The following is a 17,371-nucleotide window of genomic DNA, read 5'->3' on the forward strand; positions in this document are numbered from 1 at the left end:
GAAAGTGCTCCTAAGCGGCCTGTTTCAGCGGAGATTGTTCGAAGGAAATATCAGGGAATATGTGGTTATGCAGTTCTCTCAGGGCCAGGGCCTGAACAGCAGGATTGCTGCTTTCAAGATTTTTCAGTTGCGTCAGGTTGAGCTGAACGGTGTAAATGTCCCCCCCTTCAATCGGTGGCATATTTTCAAGACGGCGTACGTCATTGCGGGACATCCAGCCATTCTGAAGCGCGCTGGTATAGTATGCAGCACGGCCCGCGCTATCAGCGCGTAGCAGCCCTTCCACTGAGAACTCAGCGAATACCTCATCATCGCTGTCCAGCAGGCACCGTCCAATTTCCTGTTCGATGTTCACCAGCAGGGGACGCAGGGTATGCGTAAGGAACTGGAGGTTCATGCCCTCAAGACTGGATGCCCAACTGCTTTGCTTTGTGGTGTGGCCGACCATGAAAGGCGGAACGCGAAACCAGCGACAAATTTCCTCAATACTGAAAGAGCGGCTTTCCAGCATCTGAGCGTCTTCCGGGTTCATGGTGACGCCCTGATACTTCAATCCGCCTTCAAGCACCATGATTTTCCCGGCGTTTTTTGAACCGGTAAATGCAGCCATGTAGCTGCGAAGTCTTTCACGTTGTTCGTCATTCAACGCGTTATCAGCGGAGAGAAAACCTGAACTCTGAAGCCCCTGTTCAAATATCTTCGCAGCAGACTCCTCAACCGCCATTGCTGAACCGATCACATCGCGACCTGTTTTCATCGGCATCATCCCGCAAACACCGTCCAGACCGAACCCGCGAATGTGCATTATGTTTTTTACGGGAATGACACGCTCGTTACCATTTTCAGTGTATTTGTATTCCAGTGCCCCGGTAGTGAGACGTTTTACCACCATGTTCTGTGGCAGCAAAGGCACCAGAGAAACTAGGCGATTTGCGATGAATTTCTTCTCAATGAAGGCGTTCCCGCGCAGGCAGATACTGGCGACAACCATCAACATAAAGCGTGATGGCGTCATTTCTGAATTGGGGCGGCGACACAGTATCGAATAGGCCGGGTGATCGGTTGCTACTTTTCGTGAACCGTCAGACTGTCGAACGTATATTTTCAGCGGAAGAGTCGAAATAGACTCGCTTAATAGCCTTACGCATGCCCATACTGCCGATAGCTGGATCGCTTTATCGGCCGTTACCACCTTTCCGCTGCTGCTGGTACCAAACCATTCCTCCCAGAACGTGCCGGTAGTCAGGCTGATAGGAACACCAAGCCAATTAAGCAGCGCACTTTTAACCCTGCCTGGCCGTTTGTTTTTTTTCATCAGAAACCTACCATGATGGGATTATTGAAGAATCCGGAGAGATCCTGCTGGTCGTTGCCACCGTTAACCAGAACGCGGCTCATTGCTGTGAACAATGCCGCTGGGCCATCAATCTTGGCCTCTGGTGTGGACTTATTCGGAAAAATATTCTCGTTCCGATCAGGCTTAACGGTTACGTTGGACATCATCCAATTCATCACCGGGTGATCGCTGTGATGGAAGCGGCCACCGTATACCAGCGCTTCGACCTCTTTCATCGCCTCAGAGAAATTGCGAACCGTCTGCGGCACTTCCACCAGCGGTAACCCTTCTTCTGCCAGCGCAAGGCTGAACTGCGTCGCACTCCACGGATCGAAGCCAATTTCTTTCAGACTCTCGCCAGCAATCCACACTTGTAGCTCTTCCTTAATCTGCGCATGGTCGATTACATCCCCGTCGGTAAGGATCAGCTTGTCCATCTCTGCCCACTTACGATAGAGCTCTGCCATCTGGCGTGAACATTTCTCAAGGCGTCCTTCCGGTAGCCAGAATTTAAAATCTGCATGAACGTGGCCATCTGGCGCGCGCCAGACTTTAGCGGCCGCACAGATATCAATTTTGTTTGAAAGGTCAACGCCTACCCAGGAGGGATAGGTTTTAAGTTCGTGCTGCGGGGCAATAAACTCGCATTTCTCCCATTTCATCATGTCCATCCACGCCGACTCAGCGGTAACCCAGATATTCATGTGCTTGGTGAAAAAGTTAATCCTGGCCGAAACCTGCTCTTTCGCCTTTTTAGCAAGGCGGCGCAGGTCATCCCAGCGCTTACAGATACCCAGCCCCGGATTCGCCTTCTGCCAGACTTTTTCATCAAAGGGATCGTCACCTTTATCCAAGGTGTAGATGATGGCAAAAAACGTATCGTCTTTTACCAGTCCACGAAGCACCTTGATGGCGTAATCCCGCAGTTCGTAGCAGATTCCTTCTTTGTTGAAACCGGCGGTTGTGATACCGAAAAGCAGCGATTGCAGGCGCGCACCGGTTGCCGTCTCCAGAACGTCCCATACGTCACGGGTTTTGTGAGCATGCAGCTCGTCAACGATGGCGCAGTGGATGTTCAGACCGTCGAGGTTGTTCGCATCTGATGATAATGGCTCGAATTTGGAGGCCGTTTGCTCCTGGTAGATAGCAAGCTTGTTGAATTCTAAGATCCGCCCAAGAGTGGCTTTCGCCTTCTTCACCATATTCTTCGCGTCTTCAAAAACAATTCGCGCCTGGTCACGGGTGGTTGCAGCGGAATAAACCTCCGCCCCGCCCTCGCCGTCGGCACCAGCCATATAAAGCCCAACGCCGGAGCAAAGTGTTGATTTAGCATTTTTACGGGCCACCTCAACATCTGCTGTACGGAATCGCCGAACCATTACTGGACGACCGCTGCCGTCGTTACGCAGGACGTTTTCTCCCGTTTCTTCGTTAACCAGCGGGATAACAAAACCAAAAATATTAATCAGGATGAAAACGTGCCAGTCCATCAGCTCAATAGGCTGTCCTGCCAGCGCGCCTTTTACGTGAGGCACAAAATTATAAAAATTCAGAATGTGCTGCGCGCGCGGCTCACTGAAGAAAATACCGCGCTCTTCGCCGTGTGCCAGATCGTCAAGAAAACGCTGACAGGCAAGGCGGACATACTCACAGGCAATTATTTCCCCCGCCACTACCCTTTCGGCGTAGCGGATGCCTTCAGTTACCTTAGCCATTAATCCCTCGCTTTCATAAACTCGGCCAGCGGGTCAACCGCATCAGGACCTTTAGCATTCACTTTAGAACGGCTGGCTGGCGTCATGCCGAACTCACCTAGCATGGCGCGCAGACGCTTCCAGGCATCAGCTTTCATGATGGCGGCAGGGTGAGCCTTGATCATGCGTATTTCTCGCTCTTTTCCTTCGTCTGGCTCTTCGTCGCTATATACGGCGTAGGTGTAGCCTTCTCTCTCAAGCGTATCGCAGTGATGCCGGTACTCGGTGTAAACCTCAACCAGTAGCTCAAGCGCTCTCGCGTCCAGTTGCGACATGACGCCAAGCGCGTCGAGCTCTTCGGCCATACGCTTGAACCAGTATTTCCCCTGCTTGTCGAAATGCTTCGGCGTTGGGGGTACCCCAGCAGCGGGCTTTGGTTCGTTTTCATTGATTGGTCGTTTTGATGGGTTACCCCTCACCAAACGTAGATGGGTAGGGGTTTTCGGTGGTCCAGACATAATCGAAAACTCCTATTAATCATCGAATGGGGTACCCCATAAAAAAGTTTTCTAACCTGCGGCGATGTGAAAAGAGGTTAGGCGGCGGTCCTTTGGCGCATCATTCCTGAACTTTCACCCCGCCCTCCCCTCTTGAATCACTCAAATGAGAATCGGTATCAATTGAATCGTTCAATTGCTGTCTTCGCCCTGTGGCAGGGCTTGCAGAGACTTTCGAGGTTAGAAAGGTCATCGGTACCCCCATTTGCTTTGGCGATGATGTGGTCAACCGTCTCAGCGGGTGTATACCTTCCATTTCTCAGGCATTCCTGACAAAGGTGTTTGTCCCTGTCGAGAACGATTGGGCGCAGCCTATCCCACTTACTGCCATAACCTCGCTGATGCCTGCTCTGTCCTCTCTGATGTTGCTGCCAACCTTCGTTAAGGTGCTTTGGGCAATAGCCTGAGCGGTCTGTGGTTGTGCCAGCACAGCCGCGCTTACGGCATGCTCTCGGTATTAATGCAGGCATCAGGCTAACCTCCACGCCCGGCGGCGTTCAGTACGTGGCGAGCCATCTGGGTGACTCTCAACAGGATCACCATCTGCATGGTCTACCAGCGACCAGCATGGATAGATAACCGGGGCACCTAATGCATCACCTACGGCGTAATCGGCTGGCTTTCTGCTATCCCAGTTGGTCAGTACACGTTCAATCTGCTGTCGCGGTACGCTGTAACACACGCCGTGTATCAGACGCGGTAGCGTGATGAAGTCAGCACGTGTCTTGTCAGCCACTATCAACCGTTCGGCTATCTGCATCTGATACTGTGGTGGTCGGCCGGTACCAAGATAAAAACTCACCAGCGAATCAGGGTTGCGCTGCAGCCATCCTTCAACCTGGGGGAGGAGGTTTGGTACTGGCTCAGCGTCGTCCTCAACCACAACAACGCGGCACAGCTGAGAAGCAGCCCATTCAAGCGCGCGACGGTGGTTCCAGTTGGCGCCATTGTCGCCTTCATCAATCAGCAAATGAGCCTGAAGCGATGTGGCAAGCGCATCTGCCTTGGTCCGTCTGGAATGATGGCCGACTACAACAAACTTTATTTGTGCTTCCACCATGCAGACTCCTTACCGATGCCATCCGTTTTAAAGATGGTGTGAACTTTGGGGCCTGTGATGATTCGATCACCGAATGACTTTGCGGCCACGCCGAACGCGCCCATATCAACCAGCGTTGCAGGTGCAGTCTCCATCTTCCAGAAACGCTGGCTCTCTATCCGGTAGTAGAGGCGGATAATCCTGTGGGCAAAATCCATGACGTCTTCACGGCTGCCACCAAGAAGGCCAGCATTAAGCAACGGATCATCGCTGTGCTGCTCAAGGAATTGTCGGTATGCAGCGCCGTGGTGATTAACCTTCATCCATTCGTCGGAATACGTCTTATGCTCGGAGCCCACGTAAATTTTACCCGGCTGCATTTCTGCCCAGGGCTCTCGCAACATCTCTACGTCGGTACCATCGGTACACCAGACGTTTCTGTATTCAGGATGGGCGCGGAGATGCTGGTAGATGTGAAGCCACCGCGCGAAATACGGGCTCATTTCCAGCATCGGCACATTAATCAAACTGGCGCCGGCTGGCACTGTGGCGAGTTCATCGGCCAGAACTACAGCGGCACTACCACGGATAGACGATGACCACGCCTGCAGCAGGTCAGGTTCAGCAACCATCTTTGCCTGTCGCTGTGGGTCTGCCTGGCTAGTCAGTAGCGTGGTGATCACTACATCATGCTCGGTGCGAAATGGAACATAAGCCGTAAATCCGCTGTCTCTACGAGTGCTGTAGATAACAGCATTGGCTTTCGCCAGCGCCTCACGTTCAGGCCGGGGTATAGAGCGCGCACCCTCTTCGTGTTCGTCCATCGAGTGAATCAGATCAGCTGAACCAACTACATCAGAAAACGCCCAAGACGTCAGCCCGGCGTTGTGAATGCGTAGCGCCAGATCAGGATGCTCGTACATGCCGCGACCGTATACCGGGTCGAACCCGCCAACTTTCTCTATCGCACTGCGGTGGTAATACAGCATCACACCGCGTTGACCGGTGTAAGCGATGTGGTCATTGTCAGAATACAGTACCGCCATATCCTTGAGTTTTCGCGGACCAGCCAGATCAAGGAATTGATAAGCCAAGTGCGGCTCTGGTGACGCTATGTATGGAATATGCCATCCGTCTGCAATAGGCCATGCGTCATCGTCCCATAAGAAGAGGTGCTCACAACCGGTACTAATTAACGCCTCAAGGCTGGCATTTTTCGTTGCCACAATACCGCGAGATTCTTCATGTCTGAAAAGCTGAATCCCATCAGGAACAGCTGCCGCCGGGTTTGAACCATCGTCTACAACAACCACCAGCGCACCAGGTGGCAAATGCTTAAGGTGTTGCGATATAGCCCTTGCTAAAACTTCTGGCCGCTGATGCGTTGATATTGCGATACCAATACGTGAAAAAGCCTGCTTGTTTGCAGGCTCATAGGGAACACCGTCAATAATCACCTGCATGTTTAATCCGCCGATGATTTTTTTTGGCCAAAATAACGAGCGATAGTACTACCTCGCTCATTCATCACATAAAACGTGTCTCCCTCCGCCAGTTCCAGCCGTTCTGAAGCGCCCCCATTTGATTGAGGATGGTCAATAAGGATCACATGCCCGTCATGGCGAACCTCGCGTGCTTCACAGCTGCGTTCTCCACCGTCAGCGTAATGATGTGTAACTGTTAACATGTCTTCTTCTCCTAATTGCTGGTATAAAAAAGCCACCAGCCCGCTGATGCAGGATGATGGCCTTTCTGGTTGCATTATCGATGGCACTCAGTGAATGCCACATGTAATGATTATTTCGGCGTGATCTCTATAGCGGCCGACCCGGTTTCCGCCTCGGTTTTTCTTAGATCAATGGTAATTTGATTTTCTGCATGTTCAGCGGTCACGTTAAACACTGCTACAACTTTGGATATTTCGTTGGGCTCAGTCTTAATCTCAGTGGATACTTGGCAGTCCAATAGCTCACCATTAACGGCAATGCCATAGCCGATAAAAAAAGATCCTCGGTATAGCTTCGCTAGTTGAAATTTCATTCTTCTTACCCTTTTAGTGAAATGCATTCATCAGGCAGATCCTGCCGTGGTATTGGGTCTGCATCACACCAATTGCAGAACGCTGTGCTCTTCCGAGTCCGAGTAAGCGATCAGGCCGTTGTACTCCGCAACCATCTCGCCATCCTCAGCCTCAAACGCTGGGATAGTGCCGGTGGTAATGGTGTAGGACGGCTGGCCCTCCTCTTCAGCGAAGCGTGCCAGCTCTTTAATCTGTTCCAGGGTAAGTACGATTTTGCTCATGGTTTCTCCCGGCGGCTTCCCGCCATTGGTTCAGCGTGGCCACCTGGCCGGCGCAGATTGATAAAGCGGTTTGAAGCGCCAGCGTGTAGCTCACAGCATCGCCCCAGGTATTACCCTGCAGCTCTGGCTGCTTGCATGGCGTGAACACTGTTTCAGGGGGTAGGCTTATTAACTGCTCTGGGGCCGAAGGTGGAATTTTGCTGCAGGAGCTCAACGACAGCATCAGGCATACGCTCAGCAGCGCAGGGATTATCTTTAATCGCTTCACGGAATTTCCTCTGCAAGATGCCGTACTGCTGGCGTAGCTGCTGCTCATGCTGCTGTTGTGATGCCACCAGCGCGCGGTTTACTTCATCCTGTGCCTGCAGCGTAGTTATCAACCCCGCCTGCTTGCTGTTTTTCAACTGCTCTGTGGAAAGCCTCTGGTCGGTCAACCGCAGCTCTTTGCGGTAACCCCAGTTGCTGACGGCCAGCCATGAGACCAATCCGAGAGCTACTGCCACCAGAATTGCTTTCCAGTTTGGTAATGGGAACCAGTTCATAGCAGAACCTTACGCGCCATGTCGTACCGCGCCTGGCGATCAGATAGCCCGTTGATGCCACCATTGATACGTTGGGTAACCCATTCGATATCGTTGGCATTGCGGCCGCAATCGCGAGATTTCCAGAACCAGCCGGCAGAACGCATCGCGTTTCCGTCGCTCTCCAGCAATTGAGGATTGCCAACCAGGTCGAGTTTCAGCGCAATACCGCACGCTCGGTAGTTGTCCTGGCCGGTAACCTGAATCAGCCCACGCCCACGGTATTTCCAGCCATCACCGCGTGATTTATTGCCCAAGCGATCGGCGTATACCAAGTTTGCAATCGCTGGCTGATTTGCCAGGTGTGCCGTTGTACGCCCAAGCATGTCAGCCTGATAGGAAGTGATGCGTTTCCCAAAGGTTGAAAGCAATCCCTGTGGCGTGTAGTTCAGGCTCTCCACCGTGCGGGTAAAGCCTGCTGATTCATGCCCAACCTGAGCGATAAACATTGCCTGCGCCGCTGGCTTCTCGATTGAGAACTCAGCAAATGTGGCGATCAGGTGCGGATACCAGCGCGCAGCTAACCCGGCGCTTATACCAGCCGCCCGTTGAAATTCGTTTTGTGTCATTGTGGCCTCAGGGGGTGTAGCAGTTTCGCGATGTTCCCCTTAACCCGGTACAGCGCGATGCAGATGATGAGATTCGCCGCGATTACGCCCCAGTGTGTTTCCTGGTACTGCTGAGCAATGAAGCGAAACGGAATCCATGAATATGCGCAGATAACCAACCATGCCAGCCAGGCTATCCATGCCCGGTGCCGGTAACCTGTTTTTCTGAAGCAAGCAAGGCGGCAGACAATCGCCGAGCAAAGCAACACATTCAGCACCACAAGTGGATCACTGGTCGTTACTGTGTGAATGAGGTTTAACCACATCACAGAGATATCGTTACTTGCCATTCGCGCCTCCCCGGAATCTGGAAAACAGCGATGTCGGATCCTCCATCTTCTCACTGACGAAGGTAAGTAGCTTGACCGCGACGGCAGAGATGATTAGCGCACCTAACGGCTCTAATGGGGTGTCGTTGTAATTCAGCCATGCTGAAAGCTTGGCGCCGGCAACACTCGCACCGAGTACGCCAGTACCAAATGAGACAACGAACGAGAAAGCCTGTCTGATTCGCGGAATGTCTTTGGCCTGGGTGACGTAGAACATCGCACCGATGAACGCGCCAAAGATAACCCCGTAATCAATGCCAACTGCAGGCGCCGCAATCGTGGCCGACACCAGCGCAGTGGTGCCAGTCGCAGTTAATGGATCGGACATCGTTACTCCTCATTGCTGTAATTGTCCTCTCCATACCGAGGGCATAAAAAAACCGCAGTCTGTGCCACGGCTAATAGGGTTCAGCCACCAGCCGTAAACGATTTGGCGATACGGGGTGTGCCAGGTGCGTGTCGGATGTTGGCTGGGGCTGAAAACAAGAAAACCCCGCCGAAGCGAGGTTTTAATTTTGGTGCCGGTCATTACATTTATGGCACGATATCAAATTAACGCTAAATATGGACTATTTAATTAACTTTTGCAATACCCTGTTGTGAAAATGTCGCTTTTTGTTGTGATCGTGATCTCGATAAAGATATTAGACCTTCCCGATCAAGCCTCTGGAATATTCCACATAGCAGCGACCAATACTGGCCATAGTTTTTTGACCAGTTTGGCGCGGATACCTGAAGTAGCTCAGCTACTTCTTGGCACTGGTAAGCTTTACCGCCCATTATCCTAGCTTTCACATCTTGGGCGGCCAACCAAGTCAACGCCCTAAGCTTTTCGATCGTCTTGCCTGCTATGCGCTTGCCCATAACTTCTATGCGGGCGCGAAATTCACCCCAAGCCCAGCGAGTGATCTCTTCCTGATGGCTAAACGAAATATCGCCCGTGTAGCACCATGAAAGCCAGCTGCGCTGATTGCTCGCGATTGGGTAAATAGCCCTGCGCCAAGAAGTAGCTGAAAACGTGGCAGGATCAATCAGCGCAATTGCCCCTGAACTCGGTCTGGTTTCAGTGCCAGGAACAGGTGCGCTATGAATTGTAATTCGCTTTCCGTCTTCCTCCACGATAGTGCGTCTCTTACGCTTCAACCGCGTAGTGCATACTTGCGTTGTTTCAGTGAATGCCTGTAGCTGCCCTTTTGTCTTACCGCTGGTATCAGCAGTTGCCATCATGAAACATTCCCGGATGTACTGAAGGTATTGTTCGGACATAATCATGCATTTTCTCCAGGCGTCTGGCCCGCATGCCAGCTCGCCTATTACTCCACACTTATGAAATGGCGCCGATCGATAACGAGTGGTCGATGAATCTGAACCACAGTTCGATCTGAGTGCCGTGCTCTTCCTCCCACCGTGACATGTCACGATGCAATTCATCATGATGCTTTCGGCAAAGTGGGATGGTAAAAAAATCGTGCGCCTTGGTTCCCATGCCACCCTGCCCGTGGCCAATGATGTGATGGGGGTCGTCTGAGGGGGCTCCGCAGCATGCGCATGGCTGAGATTTAACCCAACGGGTAAACTTCTCACTGGTCCAGCGCTCACGCTTTGGAATCTTGAATAACGCCTTTGGTGGCACAGGATCGATAACTAACGATTTGGCCGCTTTTTTGGCTTTCTCGGCAACAATCTGGCGTGCCGCCGGCGTATGCTCGATATCTGATTCTTTCTTAACCCCAGCAGGTACGCTGTACGGCGCCACACGCAGTGATGCAGCAGCTACCTCTTCAGGGATCAGATCGATAACCTCTTTGACCCATGCCCACCAGCACAGCTCTGGCAACGTCAGCTGGTGGGATTCGTCAAACATGAAATGCGAGCGCGCCCGGTAAACGACAAAATCAGCTACGTTCTGCTCCGCCAACTTGTTCAGCAGCGGGCTCGTCTGCTCACGGTATTTGTGCTGGTGGTGCCAGCACATCCTGATGCTGTGGTCGCCGTATTCCATCACGCCGACATTCTTATCGTGATACCCATCAGTGCTGGCGCACTGGCATTCAAAACCACGGCCTAACCAATCGCGCATAGCGGCGGGGCCACCAGCAGCCCCCAGAACTCGCTCATGCGTGAAGAACGATCGGAAACGTGGGTCAGTTGCCAATTGCTGTTCTACCGTCGGCAGTGCGCCAGATGGCATCTTGCGGAATTCAGGCGGTACTCTGGTCACCATGACCCGATCACCGAACAACGACATCAGATCAGCGCCTGGTTTCAATATCACCTGGCCGAGCTCGCTGATGATGATAGGTTTCAACAGGCAGCGCATGGCATCACCTCGCTGATTCTCAGTTCCACTTTCCCGCCTTTCGTGACCGGCCCCCATTCCGCCTCTATGCGCTTAATCTGGCTGTCATCAAGCCAAACACCAGCCTGCGTCATCGCATCGAATAATGCCTTGAAGTAGTTATCCAGATCCCGGCGCGCTTTATTCGGCGGGCAGAACACCACATGAACCGAGATATTGGCGCTGATCGGCTTCGGCCGGCGGCGCAGTTGCTCGACTACCTGAGCTATAGCCTCTGCCTGGAAAGCCCTTCCACGCTCACTGACCAAAGTGCGACCACGCGATGAACCCTTGTTAGGGGAACGCCAGTAGCCGTTGACGCTTGGTGGGAATGGCAATGTCAAAATCATGGCTTCCCCTCTCCTGTTTTCTGCACCACCAGCTTATCGCCAGCCTCCACCAGCGCACGGTTCACATCTGCCAGCCTAAATTGTGCCGTCTTGATGCGGCCCTTGCAGTTCACCTCTTCCCGTTTCAGCTTCTCCAGCCCTTCCCGGTGCTGTTTGATCTCGCCGCGCAGCACACGCAGCTCCCAGTCCAGCTTCGTTTCGCCCTTTGCCAGTGATAGCAGGTGATCGAAGGCGTCGATCACGGCACCGCACTGGCGACACGTTACTTTGCGCTCGTGCTCCGACACGGACACGGCACCGTGGAAGCAACGACGGGATAGCCGTTCATCTTCTTCGACAAAGTTCCGCATTTCCTTGATATCGGCGTTCTCATCGAAGCGCTTTGTAAACGCCAAAACCTTGGCGCTGTTATCTGGGTATTGGGTTTCGTCACTCACGATATCACCTCGACTTTTCCCGGCATCAATGCCACCGACTGTTCACACTGATTCCCCCACGTATGCCACCCATCGCCTTGCTGGCGTGCGAAAAGTTCTATACGTGGAACATCCCCCAGCAATTGAACAAGCTTTTCGCGAAAGGCATCAGGCTTAGCGCTATGCTCCATTCTTGGCGCCGTGACGTGCTGGCAGATCGAAGCATCAATTCGTGGTGGCAATTTCCCCCTGACGGCAAATAGACAATCCTCGCTGTTGGCGCGTGTCATGTGACCCATACCGATTGCACTGTTTCCCTTCACTCGGTTTGTTTTGTGCCAAGTGAAGCCCTTCATCGTCATCAGTCTGAATCCCCATGACCGCATTACCTGCAGCGCCTCTTCCGGTTGCGTCGGCACCCACCACATAGCCAAAAGGCACGAGTCAGCAGCCAGCTCCCAGACCGGCAGGCGGCAGATATCAGCAACTCTCATCGTTGGGTACTTGAAACCTGCACCACGCTTCCCATCAGCGCACTTATCGTTGTAGGTCCAAGGTGGATCTGCGTAAATCAGTGAATATTTCATGCAAAACTCCCTTCTGCCTTCCGAACTAGATAGCGCACTACGCAGTAATCAGTGCTGAACCGCTGGCGTTGCCATTCAATTAACCAGCCCTGGCGCTGGGCGTACTTTCGAAAATCACCGCGTTCTTGCCATGTACGGCGTGCTTCTCTGAGCATCCACCAGCGCCACATGCGATGAGCTATAACCAGCAGCGGCATAACCTCAATTCCAGATACACACTTCATGCTGAAGGCTCCTTCTCAACGGCAACAAGGCGGTAGAAGTAAACCCACTTACCCGATTTGCTTTTTGCCATCCGGCGTTCCTTAACCAGCCCCTGGAATGGCTTGCTGAATTCACGCAGACGAGCGCTGATAGCTGCTTGCGTGTCGTAGACGCCGTACATGTCCCCCACCAACCGTTCAAGGTCACGCAGCGTGCGCCACGTTGCCCCAGCAGCGGCATTTCGCACGCGGCAAATCTGGCTATCTGGGTTGTCTTTCAGGTAACCTTCTCGAACCAATCGACGAATGCCCTTGTTGATGCGTTCGCTTTCTAAAGCGTCTACCGGGATCGTTAATTTCTTCATGATGGGTTCCCCTCTCGCTTCGAGCGGATGCGCGCCAGCAGCTCTTCACCTTTACGCTGAAATTTGCCGTCTTTATCGATTAGCTCTGACGGCGCCGGGATGTGTTGCTTGTGGGCGATTTGTGGCGCAGGGGTTGGCACACGTTCCCCCTTGGCCAGCCGTTTAGCCCATCGGTTGAGGTGCTGCTGAATTGATTTGCGGATCTCGCTTTCGGTGTAGTTGTGCTGAAGCATCAGATGGCGAACGTCGATCACAATCCAGTACATAACTGGTGCCGACCAGTTGAAATCTTCAGGCCGGGAATGCTGACCGCGATTCGCGCTGTAGCGCTTGAACTCTGCTTCAACGTCATCAACAGATGGAAGACCAGCATTCTCGGCAGCGCCAGCCTTACACCAGCCAATAAACTTCCCACAGCTCGGCCAGAAGTCGCTTTCTTGCTGACGAGCCATGCGCATGCCGGCCTGCAGTTGCTCAAAGGAGGTAATCCCATTCTCCGCGAATGCCAGGATCCACTGACGTTTTGCGGCTGCCACTTCTGCTGGCGTACTCAGCGCTGTTTTCTTAGCAGCGGGAAAGACTTGCATGAGATTGACGAACAACAGATCAACCAATTTTTCAGCGTTCCCGTTGACCACTCGCGCCTGCGGTTCTGCCGGCATCATCCTTGCCAGTGCGTTACCATCGCGATTTTGGACAGCACTCATGAATTTATTCATAGGGTGTTCTCCCATGCTTCAGCAGTGTTCCAATGGCCACCGGCCTGTGATGCAGGGCTAACGCTCAGCTTCAGCGTCAGGTCATCCCACTTCTCACGCAGCTTTGACGGGCTCAGGATGTTCTTGCACCAGAATGGATCCCGGTTTGCCTTAGCGAACAGCTCGCAGATCTGCTTGTGCGTGCGACCGTCCTGCGAGCACATCAGACGAATTTCGTTTGCCCAGTCAGCCCAGTTAGGCTCCTTCGGTCTGGCAACTTCCCCATCGCTTTCCGCAGCTTGCTCGTACAGCTTCACGATGCGAGAGCGGATCCACTCCGCGCACTTCAGGTCTTCAGCGCTGCCCCAGATTTTTTTCTTGGCACTGAATACCGCTGCTTCTGGATGCCGAGATAAAAACTTTTCATCGCCTGATTCGTCGGGTTGCGGAGCGACCTGACAAGAAGGGTTTTGGTCTTTAGGTTCTAATGACTGGTTCTGGTGCCACGTGCTGCCACAGGGGGTGCCACCAGATGACACAGGGGCTGTGTTTTCTAACGCCTCACCTGTGCCTTTTCCTGACCCACCTGTGTTTTTTGGTGGCATAGGTGCTGTGCTTTTACGAGACACAGGGGCTGTGTTTTCTGACGACACATGGTTACCAAGTGTCAGTTGGTAAATGTTTGATGTATTTCCTTTTCCGTTATTGACGCCAAGGCGGTTCTCTTTCGAGAGCAGCCCCATTTTTATCAGTGCAGTGATATGAGCCTTCACGGCGCTCTTGCTGCACTCGCAATGGTCAGCAATGTGTTGATATGACGGCCAGCATTCGCCTTCATCATTGGCGTTATCAGCCATCTTAATCAGCACCAGCTTACGCAGGGGATTGCCAACCTTTATGCTCATTGCTTGAGCCATCAGGTTCATGCTCATGCAGCAGCTCCCGGCGCCGGCAGTGCCAAATACTTGAATCGATCCACAACTTCCTGCAAAGCGCTGTGGGTGACAGGCATCCAGCCGCCCGGTATTCTCATCACATAACGCAACGGCATGAGCGGCTTTGAACAGCTTGAAGCCACACACCGAAATTGCCCACGCAGCCGACTATCTGCTAATCTGTTCATGCGTTAATTACTCCACACGTTTAGTTAATGCGCCAGACGCCACAGACCGCATATCTGTGGCGTCACCCTCTCCAAACAACATCTCTGTAACGACCATGATTTCAGCCACCAGACACTGCACCCGATAGCCCTTGGCCTTCATGCGTTTGCTTTCTTCGCGGTCCAGAACGCCGTCAGAAGTTGACTCGTTGTGGAAGCGCGCGAACTGGCCGAGAGACGCCAGCAGATCATTGAATTTGTAAAGCAGCTCTTCATTGCCCATCTGCTCGACTTCTGGAAGCTTCACGAAAACTCCACCAGCCCGTTTGCACATGGCCTCTGTGATATCGCTGCGGCCAGAAATAGACTCCATTTCAGCTGCCATACCCAGCGGTACTACCTGACCAGACACCTGGCGAACGCGGTTACGCAATGCGTTTTCGGTACCGGACACCGGGTCCAGCTGCTGAGCCATCGCGCTGTACTTACCTGGGAACAACGTGATCAGCTTGTGTATCGCTTCGCTGATGTCGTCCTGGGTAGGAAAGTCTTTGTTGTCCACAAGGTTTCTCCGCTTCTGTGGTTTTGGTTAAGCCGCTGGCGCGGTAGACTTTTTGTAAAGATCAGGGTCGTACTTCAACTCACCCCCTGTGATGTGTTCAATTTTCATGGCCTGCTTTTCTGGAATAATTGTCCCCCAACGGCAAACTGCTGGGTGCTTTATTCCCAAGGCGACGGCTGTATTAACAACACCCCCGAAATGGGAAATTACTGTTTCTTTGTTCATAGAAACTCCTTGTTGGTTTACACGATAAAGGTAACAAAAGGTACATCATAAAGCAAACACCTTTCACCTTCATATCGCGTAACATTGGTTACATGAAAACAGCAATGAATGACCGTATTCGCATGAGGCGATTGCAGCTGAATATGACACAGCTGCAGTTAGCTAAGGCCGTTGGTGTGAGCCGCGTTTCAGTTACCAAATGGGAAACTGGAACCACACAACCAGACGGTGAAAATCTACATGTATTGGCCCAGGTTCTTTCTGTAAAACCTGAGTGGCTTCTCTATGCCCAGGGCGAGCCAGAGAACAAAGATGATACAAGGCTTAAACCGATTATCGCGAACCCTATCAATGTCCCGGTAATTTCTTCCGTGCAGGCTGGATCATGGACTGATTCATATAGCTCTGCGCGTATTTCAGATGTACTTAGATGGTGTAGTACTACAGTGAATGTTTCTGATGATGCATTTGGGCTTGATGTTCGCGGTGAGTCTATGACTAATCCTCATGGCAGCCCAACAATTCCAGAGGGATCCACAGTAATCGTTGAACCTCATTATGGTTCAGTCGAAGAATTATCTGGACGGATCGTTGTTGCGATGATAGATGGAAGCTCTGAAGCCACTATAAAAAAATTGGTTATCGATGGCCCTAACAAATATCTCATGCCACTAAACCCAAATTTCAAACCTATTGAAATTGATGGTAATTGCAGGATTATAGGAAGAGTAGTCCAAGTCACACAAGACCTCTAAGCACCAATCAAGCCCCAGCCAGGGGCTTTTTTTTATCCATAAATGTACCTTTAAGTACATTTCTTGCTTGACTGAAAAGGTAACTATAGTTACATTAATTACGTCAGCAGCGAACAGGCAGGACGCCCACGAAGTAGCCGCCCGAGGCACACGAAGATCGGGATGATTCGCTGAACCAGGCTCATAGCAGAGGGTCGTTCGATGAGTAAACGAGGATGGCGGTCTTTGGTTTATTGCGTTGTTGGTTGTGCTGTTTTCTGGTTTTTACTTTGGATTTTTATTCACCGCGCCGGCTGACAGGCGCACATCGGGCTGATCACTCCGCGACTCCTTAATTCTGGAAGTGGTGACGGATCCTAACCATGAGTGGTCAGCCCAATGTGGTTCAAGGCTGGAAACTTCAGGGGCGTTGTTTACCAGCCGCCACACCAAATGCGCCGGGCCGGCGGCACTGCAGCGAAAGCGAGCGCAGATATCCGGCAAAAATGCGATTGCTGTGTGTAGTCTTTGGCGGCCACGCCGAACTTCAACCAACAAGGGGTGAAGATAATGTTCATAGGCTGGCCGCTATTTTTTCACATATCTGGTGGCGTACTCTGTCGGTCCCTAATTTATATCTACACAGTATAAATACCCGGCTCGGTGCGCCACCAGATGTGTGAGTAATTAACCGGGAGCCAGCGCTATGCGGGCGTCTGGCCTCCCTTCTTAAAAACCGATTTTCTATCTGCGGAAAATTGCCAGTTTCTGGCAGGGATTCGCTTTGCCGAAAATCAGTGTGGGGTAATTAACGTATGAGCTGGATTACCACTTTTACAGGCCGTCACTTGGACTATGCGGCGCCTGCAGTAGAAAGCATCTGTATTGAGGATATCGCCCAGGCACTGTCCCATGAATGCCGCTTTGCCGGCCACCTGCCGAACTTCTATAGCGTGGCCCAGCACTCAGTGCTGTGCAGTCAAATTGTGGCGCCTGAGTTTGCCCTGGAAGCGCTGATGCACGATGCCACAGAAGCCTATTGCAAAGACATCCCGGCGCCACTCAAACGCATGCTTCCAGATTATCAGCGGATCGAGGAACAATTCGACGCTGTGATTCGCCAACGCTTCGGCCTGCCACTACAGATAGATATTGCCGTGAAGCATGCAGACCTGGTGATGCTGGCTACCGAACGCCGGGATCTTGATATCGATGATGGTCAGATATGGCCAATGTTGGAAGGTGTTTTCCCAGCGGACATCGTAATTAATCCGGTGATGCCGCTACAGGCGCGGGCAATGTTCATTGCTCGGTTTAATGAGCTGACCGAATGGGGAGTGCTGTGA

Annotated in this window: 27 protein-coding genes; 2 read left to right on the plus strand and 25 right to left on the minus strand. The window is 52.3% G+C overall.

Annotated features, from left to right (window positions below):
* Nucleotides 1-10 precede the first annotated feature (10 nt).
* The 25 genes from AC6BYQ_RS06785 to AC6BYQ_RS06905 form a co-directional block, all read right to left on the minus strand.
* Complete coding sequence (locus tag AC6BYQ_RS06785) at nucleotides 11-1,315, minus strand: phage portal protein (RefSeq protein WP_498056550.1); 1,305 nt, start codon at nucleotides 1,313-1,315, stop codon at nucleotides 11-13.
* Nucleotides 1,315-3,051 (minus strand): terminase large subunit, encoded by a 1,737-nt coding sequence (locus AC6BYQ_RS06790; protein ID WP_498056551.1) that lies wholly within the window; start codon nucleotides 3,049-3,051, stop codon nucleotides 1,315-1,317. The genes AC6BYQ_RS06785 and AC6BYQ_RS06790 overlap by 1 nt, the downstream gene beginning before the upstream one ends.
* Nucleotides 3,051-3,548 carry a phage terminase small subunit P27 family gene (locus AC6BYQ_RS06795; RefSeq protein WP_156565102.1) on the minus strand — a complete coding sequence of 166 codons (498 nt, stop codon included), beginning with the start codon at nucleotides 3,546-3,548 and terminating at the stop codon, nucleotides 3,051-3,053. Before AC6BYQ_RS06795 ends, AC6BYQ_RS06790 begins: the two co-directional genes overlap by 1 nt.
* 158 nt (nucleotides 3,549-3,706) lie before the next feature.
* Nucleotides 3,707-4,057 (minus strand): HNH endonuclease, encoded by a 351-nt coding sequence (locus AC6BYQ_RS06800; RefSeq protein WP_498056552.1) that lies wholly within the window; start codon nucleotides 4,055-4,057, stop codon nucleotides 3,707-3,709.
* Nucleotides 4,057-4,647 (minus strand): hypothetical protein, encoded by a 591-nt coding sequence (locus tag AC6BYQ_RS06805; RefSeq protein WP_498056553.1) that lies wholly within the window; start codon nucleotides 4,645-4,647, stop codon nucleotides 4,057-4,059. The genes AC6BYQ_RS06800 and AC6BYQ_RS06805 overlap by 1 nt, the downstream gene beginning before the upstream one ends.
* Entirely contained in the window at nucleotides 4,629-6,089 is a 1,461-nt protein-coding gene (locus AC6BYQ_RS06810; RefSeq protein ID WP_498056554.1) for a glycosyltransferase family 2 protein, read from the minus strand. Before AC6BYQ_RS06810 ends, AC6BYQ_RS06805 begins: the two co-directional genes overlap by 19 nt.
* A 2-nt stretch (nucleotides 6,090-6,091) precedes the next feature.
* Nucleotides 6,092-6,388, minus strand: a complete 297-nt coding sequence (locus tag AC6BYQ_RS06815; protein WP_498056555.1) for a hypothetical protein — start codon at nucleotides 6,386-6,388, stop codon at nucleotides 6,092-6,094.
* Between the two features lie 35 nt (nucleotides 6,389-6,423).
* Nucleotides 6,424-6,666 (minus strand): hypothetical protein, encoded by a 243-nt coding sequence (locus AC6BYQ_RS06820; RefSeq protein ID WP_498056556.1) that lies wholly within the window; start codon nucleotides 6,664-6,666, stop codon nucleotides 6,424-6,426.
* A 63-nt stretch (nucleotides 6,667-6,729) separates the two neighbouring features.
* On the minus strand, nucleotides 6,730-6,927 hold the full coding sequence (locus tag AC6BYQ_RS06825; RefSeq protein WP_498056557.1) for a hypothetical protein: 198 nt from the start codon (nucleotides 6,925-6,927) through the stop codon (nucleotides 6,730-6,732).
* A complete protein-coding gene (lysC, locus tag AC6BYQ_RS06830) occupies nucleotides 6,893-7,150 on the minus strand; it encodes an Rz1-like lysis system protein LysC (protein ID WP_498056558.1) in 258 nt (85 codons plus the stop codon). The genes AC6BYQ_RS06825 and lysC overlap by 35 nt, the downstream gene beginning before the upstream one ends.
* On the minus strand, nucleotides 7,080-7,469 hold the full coding sequence (locus AC6BYQ_RS06835) for a DUF2570 family protein (protein WP_498056559.1): 390 nt from the start codon (nucleotides 7,467-7,469) through the stop codon (nucleotides 7,080-7,082). The genes lysC and AC6BYQ_RS06835 overlap by 71 nt, the downstream gene beginning before the upstream one ends.
* On the minus strand, nucleotides 7,466-8,077 hold the full coding sequence (locus AC6BYQ_RS06840) for a glycoside hydrolase family 19 protein (RefSeq protein ID WP_498056560.1): 612 nt from the start codon (nucleotides 8,075-8,077) through the stop codon (nucleotides 7,466-7,468). The genes AC6BYQ_RS06835 and AC6BYQ_RS06840 overlap by 4 nt, the downstream gene beginning before the upstream one ends.
* Nucleotides 8,074-8,406, minus strand: coding sequence for a phage holin family protein (locus tag AC6BYQ_RS06845; protein WP_230116436.1), 333 nt, complete (start codon nucleotides 8,404-8,406; stop codon nucleotides 8,074-8,076). Before AC6BYQ_RS06845 ends, AC6BYQ_RS06840 begins: the two co-directional genes overlap by 4 nt.
* Nucleotides 8,396-8,773 (minus strand): putative holin, encoded by a 378-nt coding sequence (locus AC6BYQ_RS06850; protein ID WP_049202652.1) that lies wholly within the window; start codon nucleotides 8,771-8,773, stop codon nucleotides 8,396-8,398. Before AC6BYQ_RS06850 ends, AC6BYQ_RS06845 begins: the two co-directional genes overlap by 11 nt.
* A 245-nt stretch (nucleotides 8,774-9,018) precedes the next feature.
* Nucleotides 9,019-9,717: a bacteriophage antitermination protein Q gene (locus AC6BYQ_RS06855; RefSeq protein WP_498056561.1), complete on the minus strand. Its 699-nt coding sequence runs from the start codon at nucleotides 9,715-9,717 to the stop codon at nucleotides 9,019-9,021.
* A 52-nt stretch (nucleotides 9,718-9,769) separates the two neighbouring features.
* A complete protein-coding gene (locus tag AC6BYQ_RS06860; protein WP_498056562.1) occupies nucleotides 9,770-10,753 on the minus strand; it encodes a DUF968 domain-containing protein in 984 nt (327 codons plus the stop codon).
* A complete protein-coding gene (locus AC6BYQ_RS06865) occupies nucleotides 10,750-11,133 on the minus strand; it encodes a RusA family crossover junction endodeoxyribonuclease (RefSeq protein ID WP_060446907.1) in 384 nt (127 codons plus the stop codon). Before AC6BYQ_RS06865 ends, AC6BYQ_RS06860 begins: the two co-directional genes overlap by 4 nt.
* Nucleotides 11,130-11,570 carry a hypothetical protein gene (locus AC6BYQ_RS06870; protein ID WP_060446908.1) on the minus strand — a complete coding sequence of 147 codons (441 nt, stop codon included), beginning with the start codon at nucleotides 11,568-11,570 and terminating at the stop codon, nucleotides 11,130-11,132. The genes AC6BYQ_RS06865 and AC6BYQ_RS06870 overlap by 4 nt, the downstream gene beginning before the upstream one ends.
* Entirely contained in the window at nucleotides 11,567-12,136 is a 570-nt protein-coding gene (locus AC6BYQ_RS06875; protein ID WP_060446909.1) for an MT-A70 family methyltransferase, read from the minus strand. Before AC6BYQ_RS06875 ends, AC6BYQ_RS06870 begins: the two co-directional genes overlap by 4 nt.
* Complete coding sequence (locus AC6BYQ_RS06880) at nucleotides 12,133-12,360, minus strand: hypothetical protein (protein WP_019453541.1); 228 nt, start codon at nucleotides 12,358-12,360, stop codon at nucleotides 12,133-12,135. The genes AC6BYQ_RS06875 and AC6BYQ_RS06880 overlap by 4 nt, the downstream gene beginning before the upstream one ends.
* Entirely contained in the window at nucleotides 12,357-12,704 is a 348-nt protein-coding gene (locus tag AC6BYQ_RS06885; RefSeq protein ID WP_498056563.1) for a hypothetical protein, read from the minus strand. The genes AC6BYQ_RS06880 and AC6BYQ_RS06885 overlap by 4 nt, the downstream gene beginning before the upstream one ends.
* Nucleotides 12,701-13,423, minus strand: coding sequence for a replication protein P (locus tag AC6BYQ_RS06890; RefSeq protein WP_498056564.1), 723 nt, complete (start codon nucleotides 13,421-13,423; stop codon nucleotides 12,701-12,703). Before AC6BYQ_RS06890 ends, AC6BYQ_RS06885 begins: the two co-directional genes overlap by 4 nt.
* On the minus strand, nucleotides 13,420-14,334 hold the full coding sequence (locus AC6BYQ_RS06895; RefSeq protein WP_498056565.1) for a helix-turn-helix domain-containing protein: 915 nt from the start codon (nucleotides 14,332-14,334) through the stop codon (nucleotides 13,420-13,422). The genes AC6BYQ_RS06890 and AC6BYQ_RS06895 overlap by 4 nt, the downstream gene beginning before the upstream one ends.
* A gap of 198 nt (nucleotides 14,335-14,532) precedes the next feature.
* Nucleotides 14,533-15,066: a YmfL family putative regulatory protein gene (locus AC6BYQ_RS06900; RefSeq protein ID WP_498056566.1), complete on the minus strand. Its 534-nt coding sequence runs from the start codon at nucleotides 15,064-15,066 to the stop codon at nucleotides 14,533-14,535.
* A 27-nt stretch (nucleotides 15,067-15,093) separates the two neighbouring features.
* Entirely contained in the window at nucleotides 15,094-15,291 is a 198-nt protein-coding gene (locus AC6BYQ_RS06905; protein ID WP_019453536.1) for a Cro/CI family transcriptional regulator, read from the minus strand.
* A gap of 92 nt (nucleotides 15,292-15,383) precedes the next feature.
* Between AC6BYQ_RS06905 and AC6BYQ_RS06910 the strand changes: the two genes are divergently transcribed.
* Entirely contained in the window at nucleotides 15,384-16,046 is a 663-nt protein-coding gene (locus AC6BYQ_RS06910) for a LexA family protein (RefSeq protein ID WP_019453535.1), read from the plus strand.
* Between the two features lie 794 nt (nucleotides 16,047-16,840).
* The gene (locus AC6BYQ_RS06915) at nucleotides 16,841-17,371 is read left to right on the plus strand and encodes an HD family hydrolase (RefSeq protein ID WP_498056567.1); all 531 of its coding nucleotides are present in this window, start codon (nucleotides 16,841-16,843) and stop codon (nucleotides 17,369-17,371) included.

It is taken from the genome of Serratia sp. LTN-2 (assembly GCF_059740205.1).

Excerpts from the sequence above, each read along its gene's own strand:
- AC6BYQ_RS06820 (WP_498056556.1), bottom strand. The coding sequence starts at position 6,666 with ATGAAATTTCAACTAGCGAAGCTATACCGAGGATCTTTTTTTATCGGC.
- AC6BYQ_RS06905 (WP_019453536.1), bottom strand. The coding sequence starts at position 15,291 with ATGAACAAAGAAACAGTAATTTCCCATTTCGGGGGTGTTGTTAATACA.
- AC6BYQ_RS06825 (WP_498056557.1), bottom strand. The coding sequence starts at position 6,927 with ATGAGCAAAATCGTACTTACCCTGGAACAGATTAAAGAGCTGGCACGC.
- AC6BYQ_RS06845 (WP_230116436.1), bottom strand. The coding sequence starts at position 8,406 with ATGGCAAGTAACGATATCTCTGTGATGTGGTTAAACCTCATTCACACA.
- AC6BYQ_RS06795 (WP_156565102.1), bottom strand. The coding sequence starts at position 3,548 with ATGTCTGGACCACCGAAAACCCCTACCCATCTACGTTTGGTGAGGGGT.
- AC6BYQ_RS06875 (WP_060446909.1), bottom strand. The coding sequence starts at position 12,136 with ATGAAATATTCACTGATTTACGCAGATCCACCTTGGACCTACAACGAT.
- AC6BYQ_RS06790 (WP_498056551.1), bottom strand. The coding sequence starts at position 3,051 with ATGGCTAAGGTAACTGAAGGCATCCGCTACGCCGAAAGGGTAGTGGCG.
- AC6BYQ_RS06815 (WP_498056555.1), bottom strand. The coding sequence starts at position 6,388 with ATGCAACCAGAAAGGCCATCATCCTGCATCAGCGGGCTGGTGGCTTTT.
- AC6BYQ_RS06855 (WP_498056561.1), bottom strand. The coding sequence starts at position 9,717 with ATGATTATGTCCGAACAATACCTTCAGTACATCCGGGAATGTTTCATG.
- AC6BYQ_RS06880 (WP_019453541.1), bottom strand. The coding sequence starts at position 12,360 with ATGAAGTGTGTATCTGGAATTGAGGTTATGCCGCTGCTGGTTATAGCT.
- lysC (WP_498056558.1), bottom strand. The coding sequence starts at position 7,150 with ATGCTGTCGTTGAGCTCCTGCAGCAAAATTCCACCTTCGGCCCCAGAG.
- AC6BYQ_RS06835 (WP_498056559.1), bottom strand. The coding sequence starts at position 7,469 with ATGAACTGGTTCCCATTACCAAACTGGAAAGCAATTCTGGTGGCAGTA.
- AC6BYQ_RS06805 (WP_498056553.1), bottom strand. The coding sequence starts at position 4,647 with ATGGTGGAAGCACAAATAAAGTTTGTTGTAGTCGGCCATCATTCCAGA.
- AC6BYQ_RS06785 (WP_498056550.1), bottom strand. The coding sequence starts at position 1,315 with ATGAAAAAAAACAAACGGCCAGGCAGGGTTAAAAGTGCGCTGCTTAAT.
- AC6BYQ_RS06865 (WP_060446907.1), bottom strand. The coding sequence starts at position 11,133 with ATGATTTTGACATTGCCATTCCCACCAAGCGTCAACGGCTACTGGCGT.
- AC6BYQ_RS06895 (WP_498056565.1), bottom strand. The coding sequence starts at position 14,334 with ATGAGCATGAACCTGATGGCTCAAGCAATGAGCATAAAGGTTGGCAAT.
- AC6BYQ_RS06840 (WP_498056560.1), bottom strand. The coding sequence starts at position 8,077 with ATGACACAAAACGAATTTCAACGGGCGGCTGGTATAAGCGCCGGGTTA.
- AC6BYQ_RS06885 (WP_498056563.1), bottom strand. The coding sequence starts at position 12,704 with ATGAAGAAATTAACGATCCCGGTAGACGCTTTAGAAAGCGAACGCATC.
- AC6BYQ_RS06890 (WP_498056564.1), bottom strand. The coding sequence starts at position 13,423 with ATGAATAAATTCATGAGTGCTGTCCAAAATCGCGATGGTAACGCACTG.
- AC6BYQ_RS06850 (WP_049202652.1), bottom strand. The coding sequence starts at position 8,773 with ATGTCCGATCCATTAACTGCGACTGGCACCACTGCGCTGGTGTCGGCC.
- AC6BYQ_RS06915 (WP_498056567.1), top strand. The coding sequence starts at position 16,841 with ATGAGCTGGATTACCACTTTTACAGGCCGTCACTTGGACTATGCGGCG.
- AC6BYQ_RS06810 (WP_498056554.1), bottom strand. The coding sequence starts at position 6,089 with ATGCAGGTGATTATTGACGGTGTTCCCTATGAGCCTGCAAACAAGCAG.
- AC6BYQ_RS06800 (WP_498056552.1), bottom strand. The coding sequence starts at position 4,057 with ATGCCTGCATTAATACCGAGAGCATGCCGTAAGCGCGGCTGTGCTGGC.
- AC6BYQ_RS06910 (WP_019453535.1), top strand. The coding sequence starts at position 15,384 with ATGAAAACAGCAATGAATGACCGTATTCGCATGAGGCGATTGCAGCTG.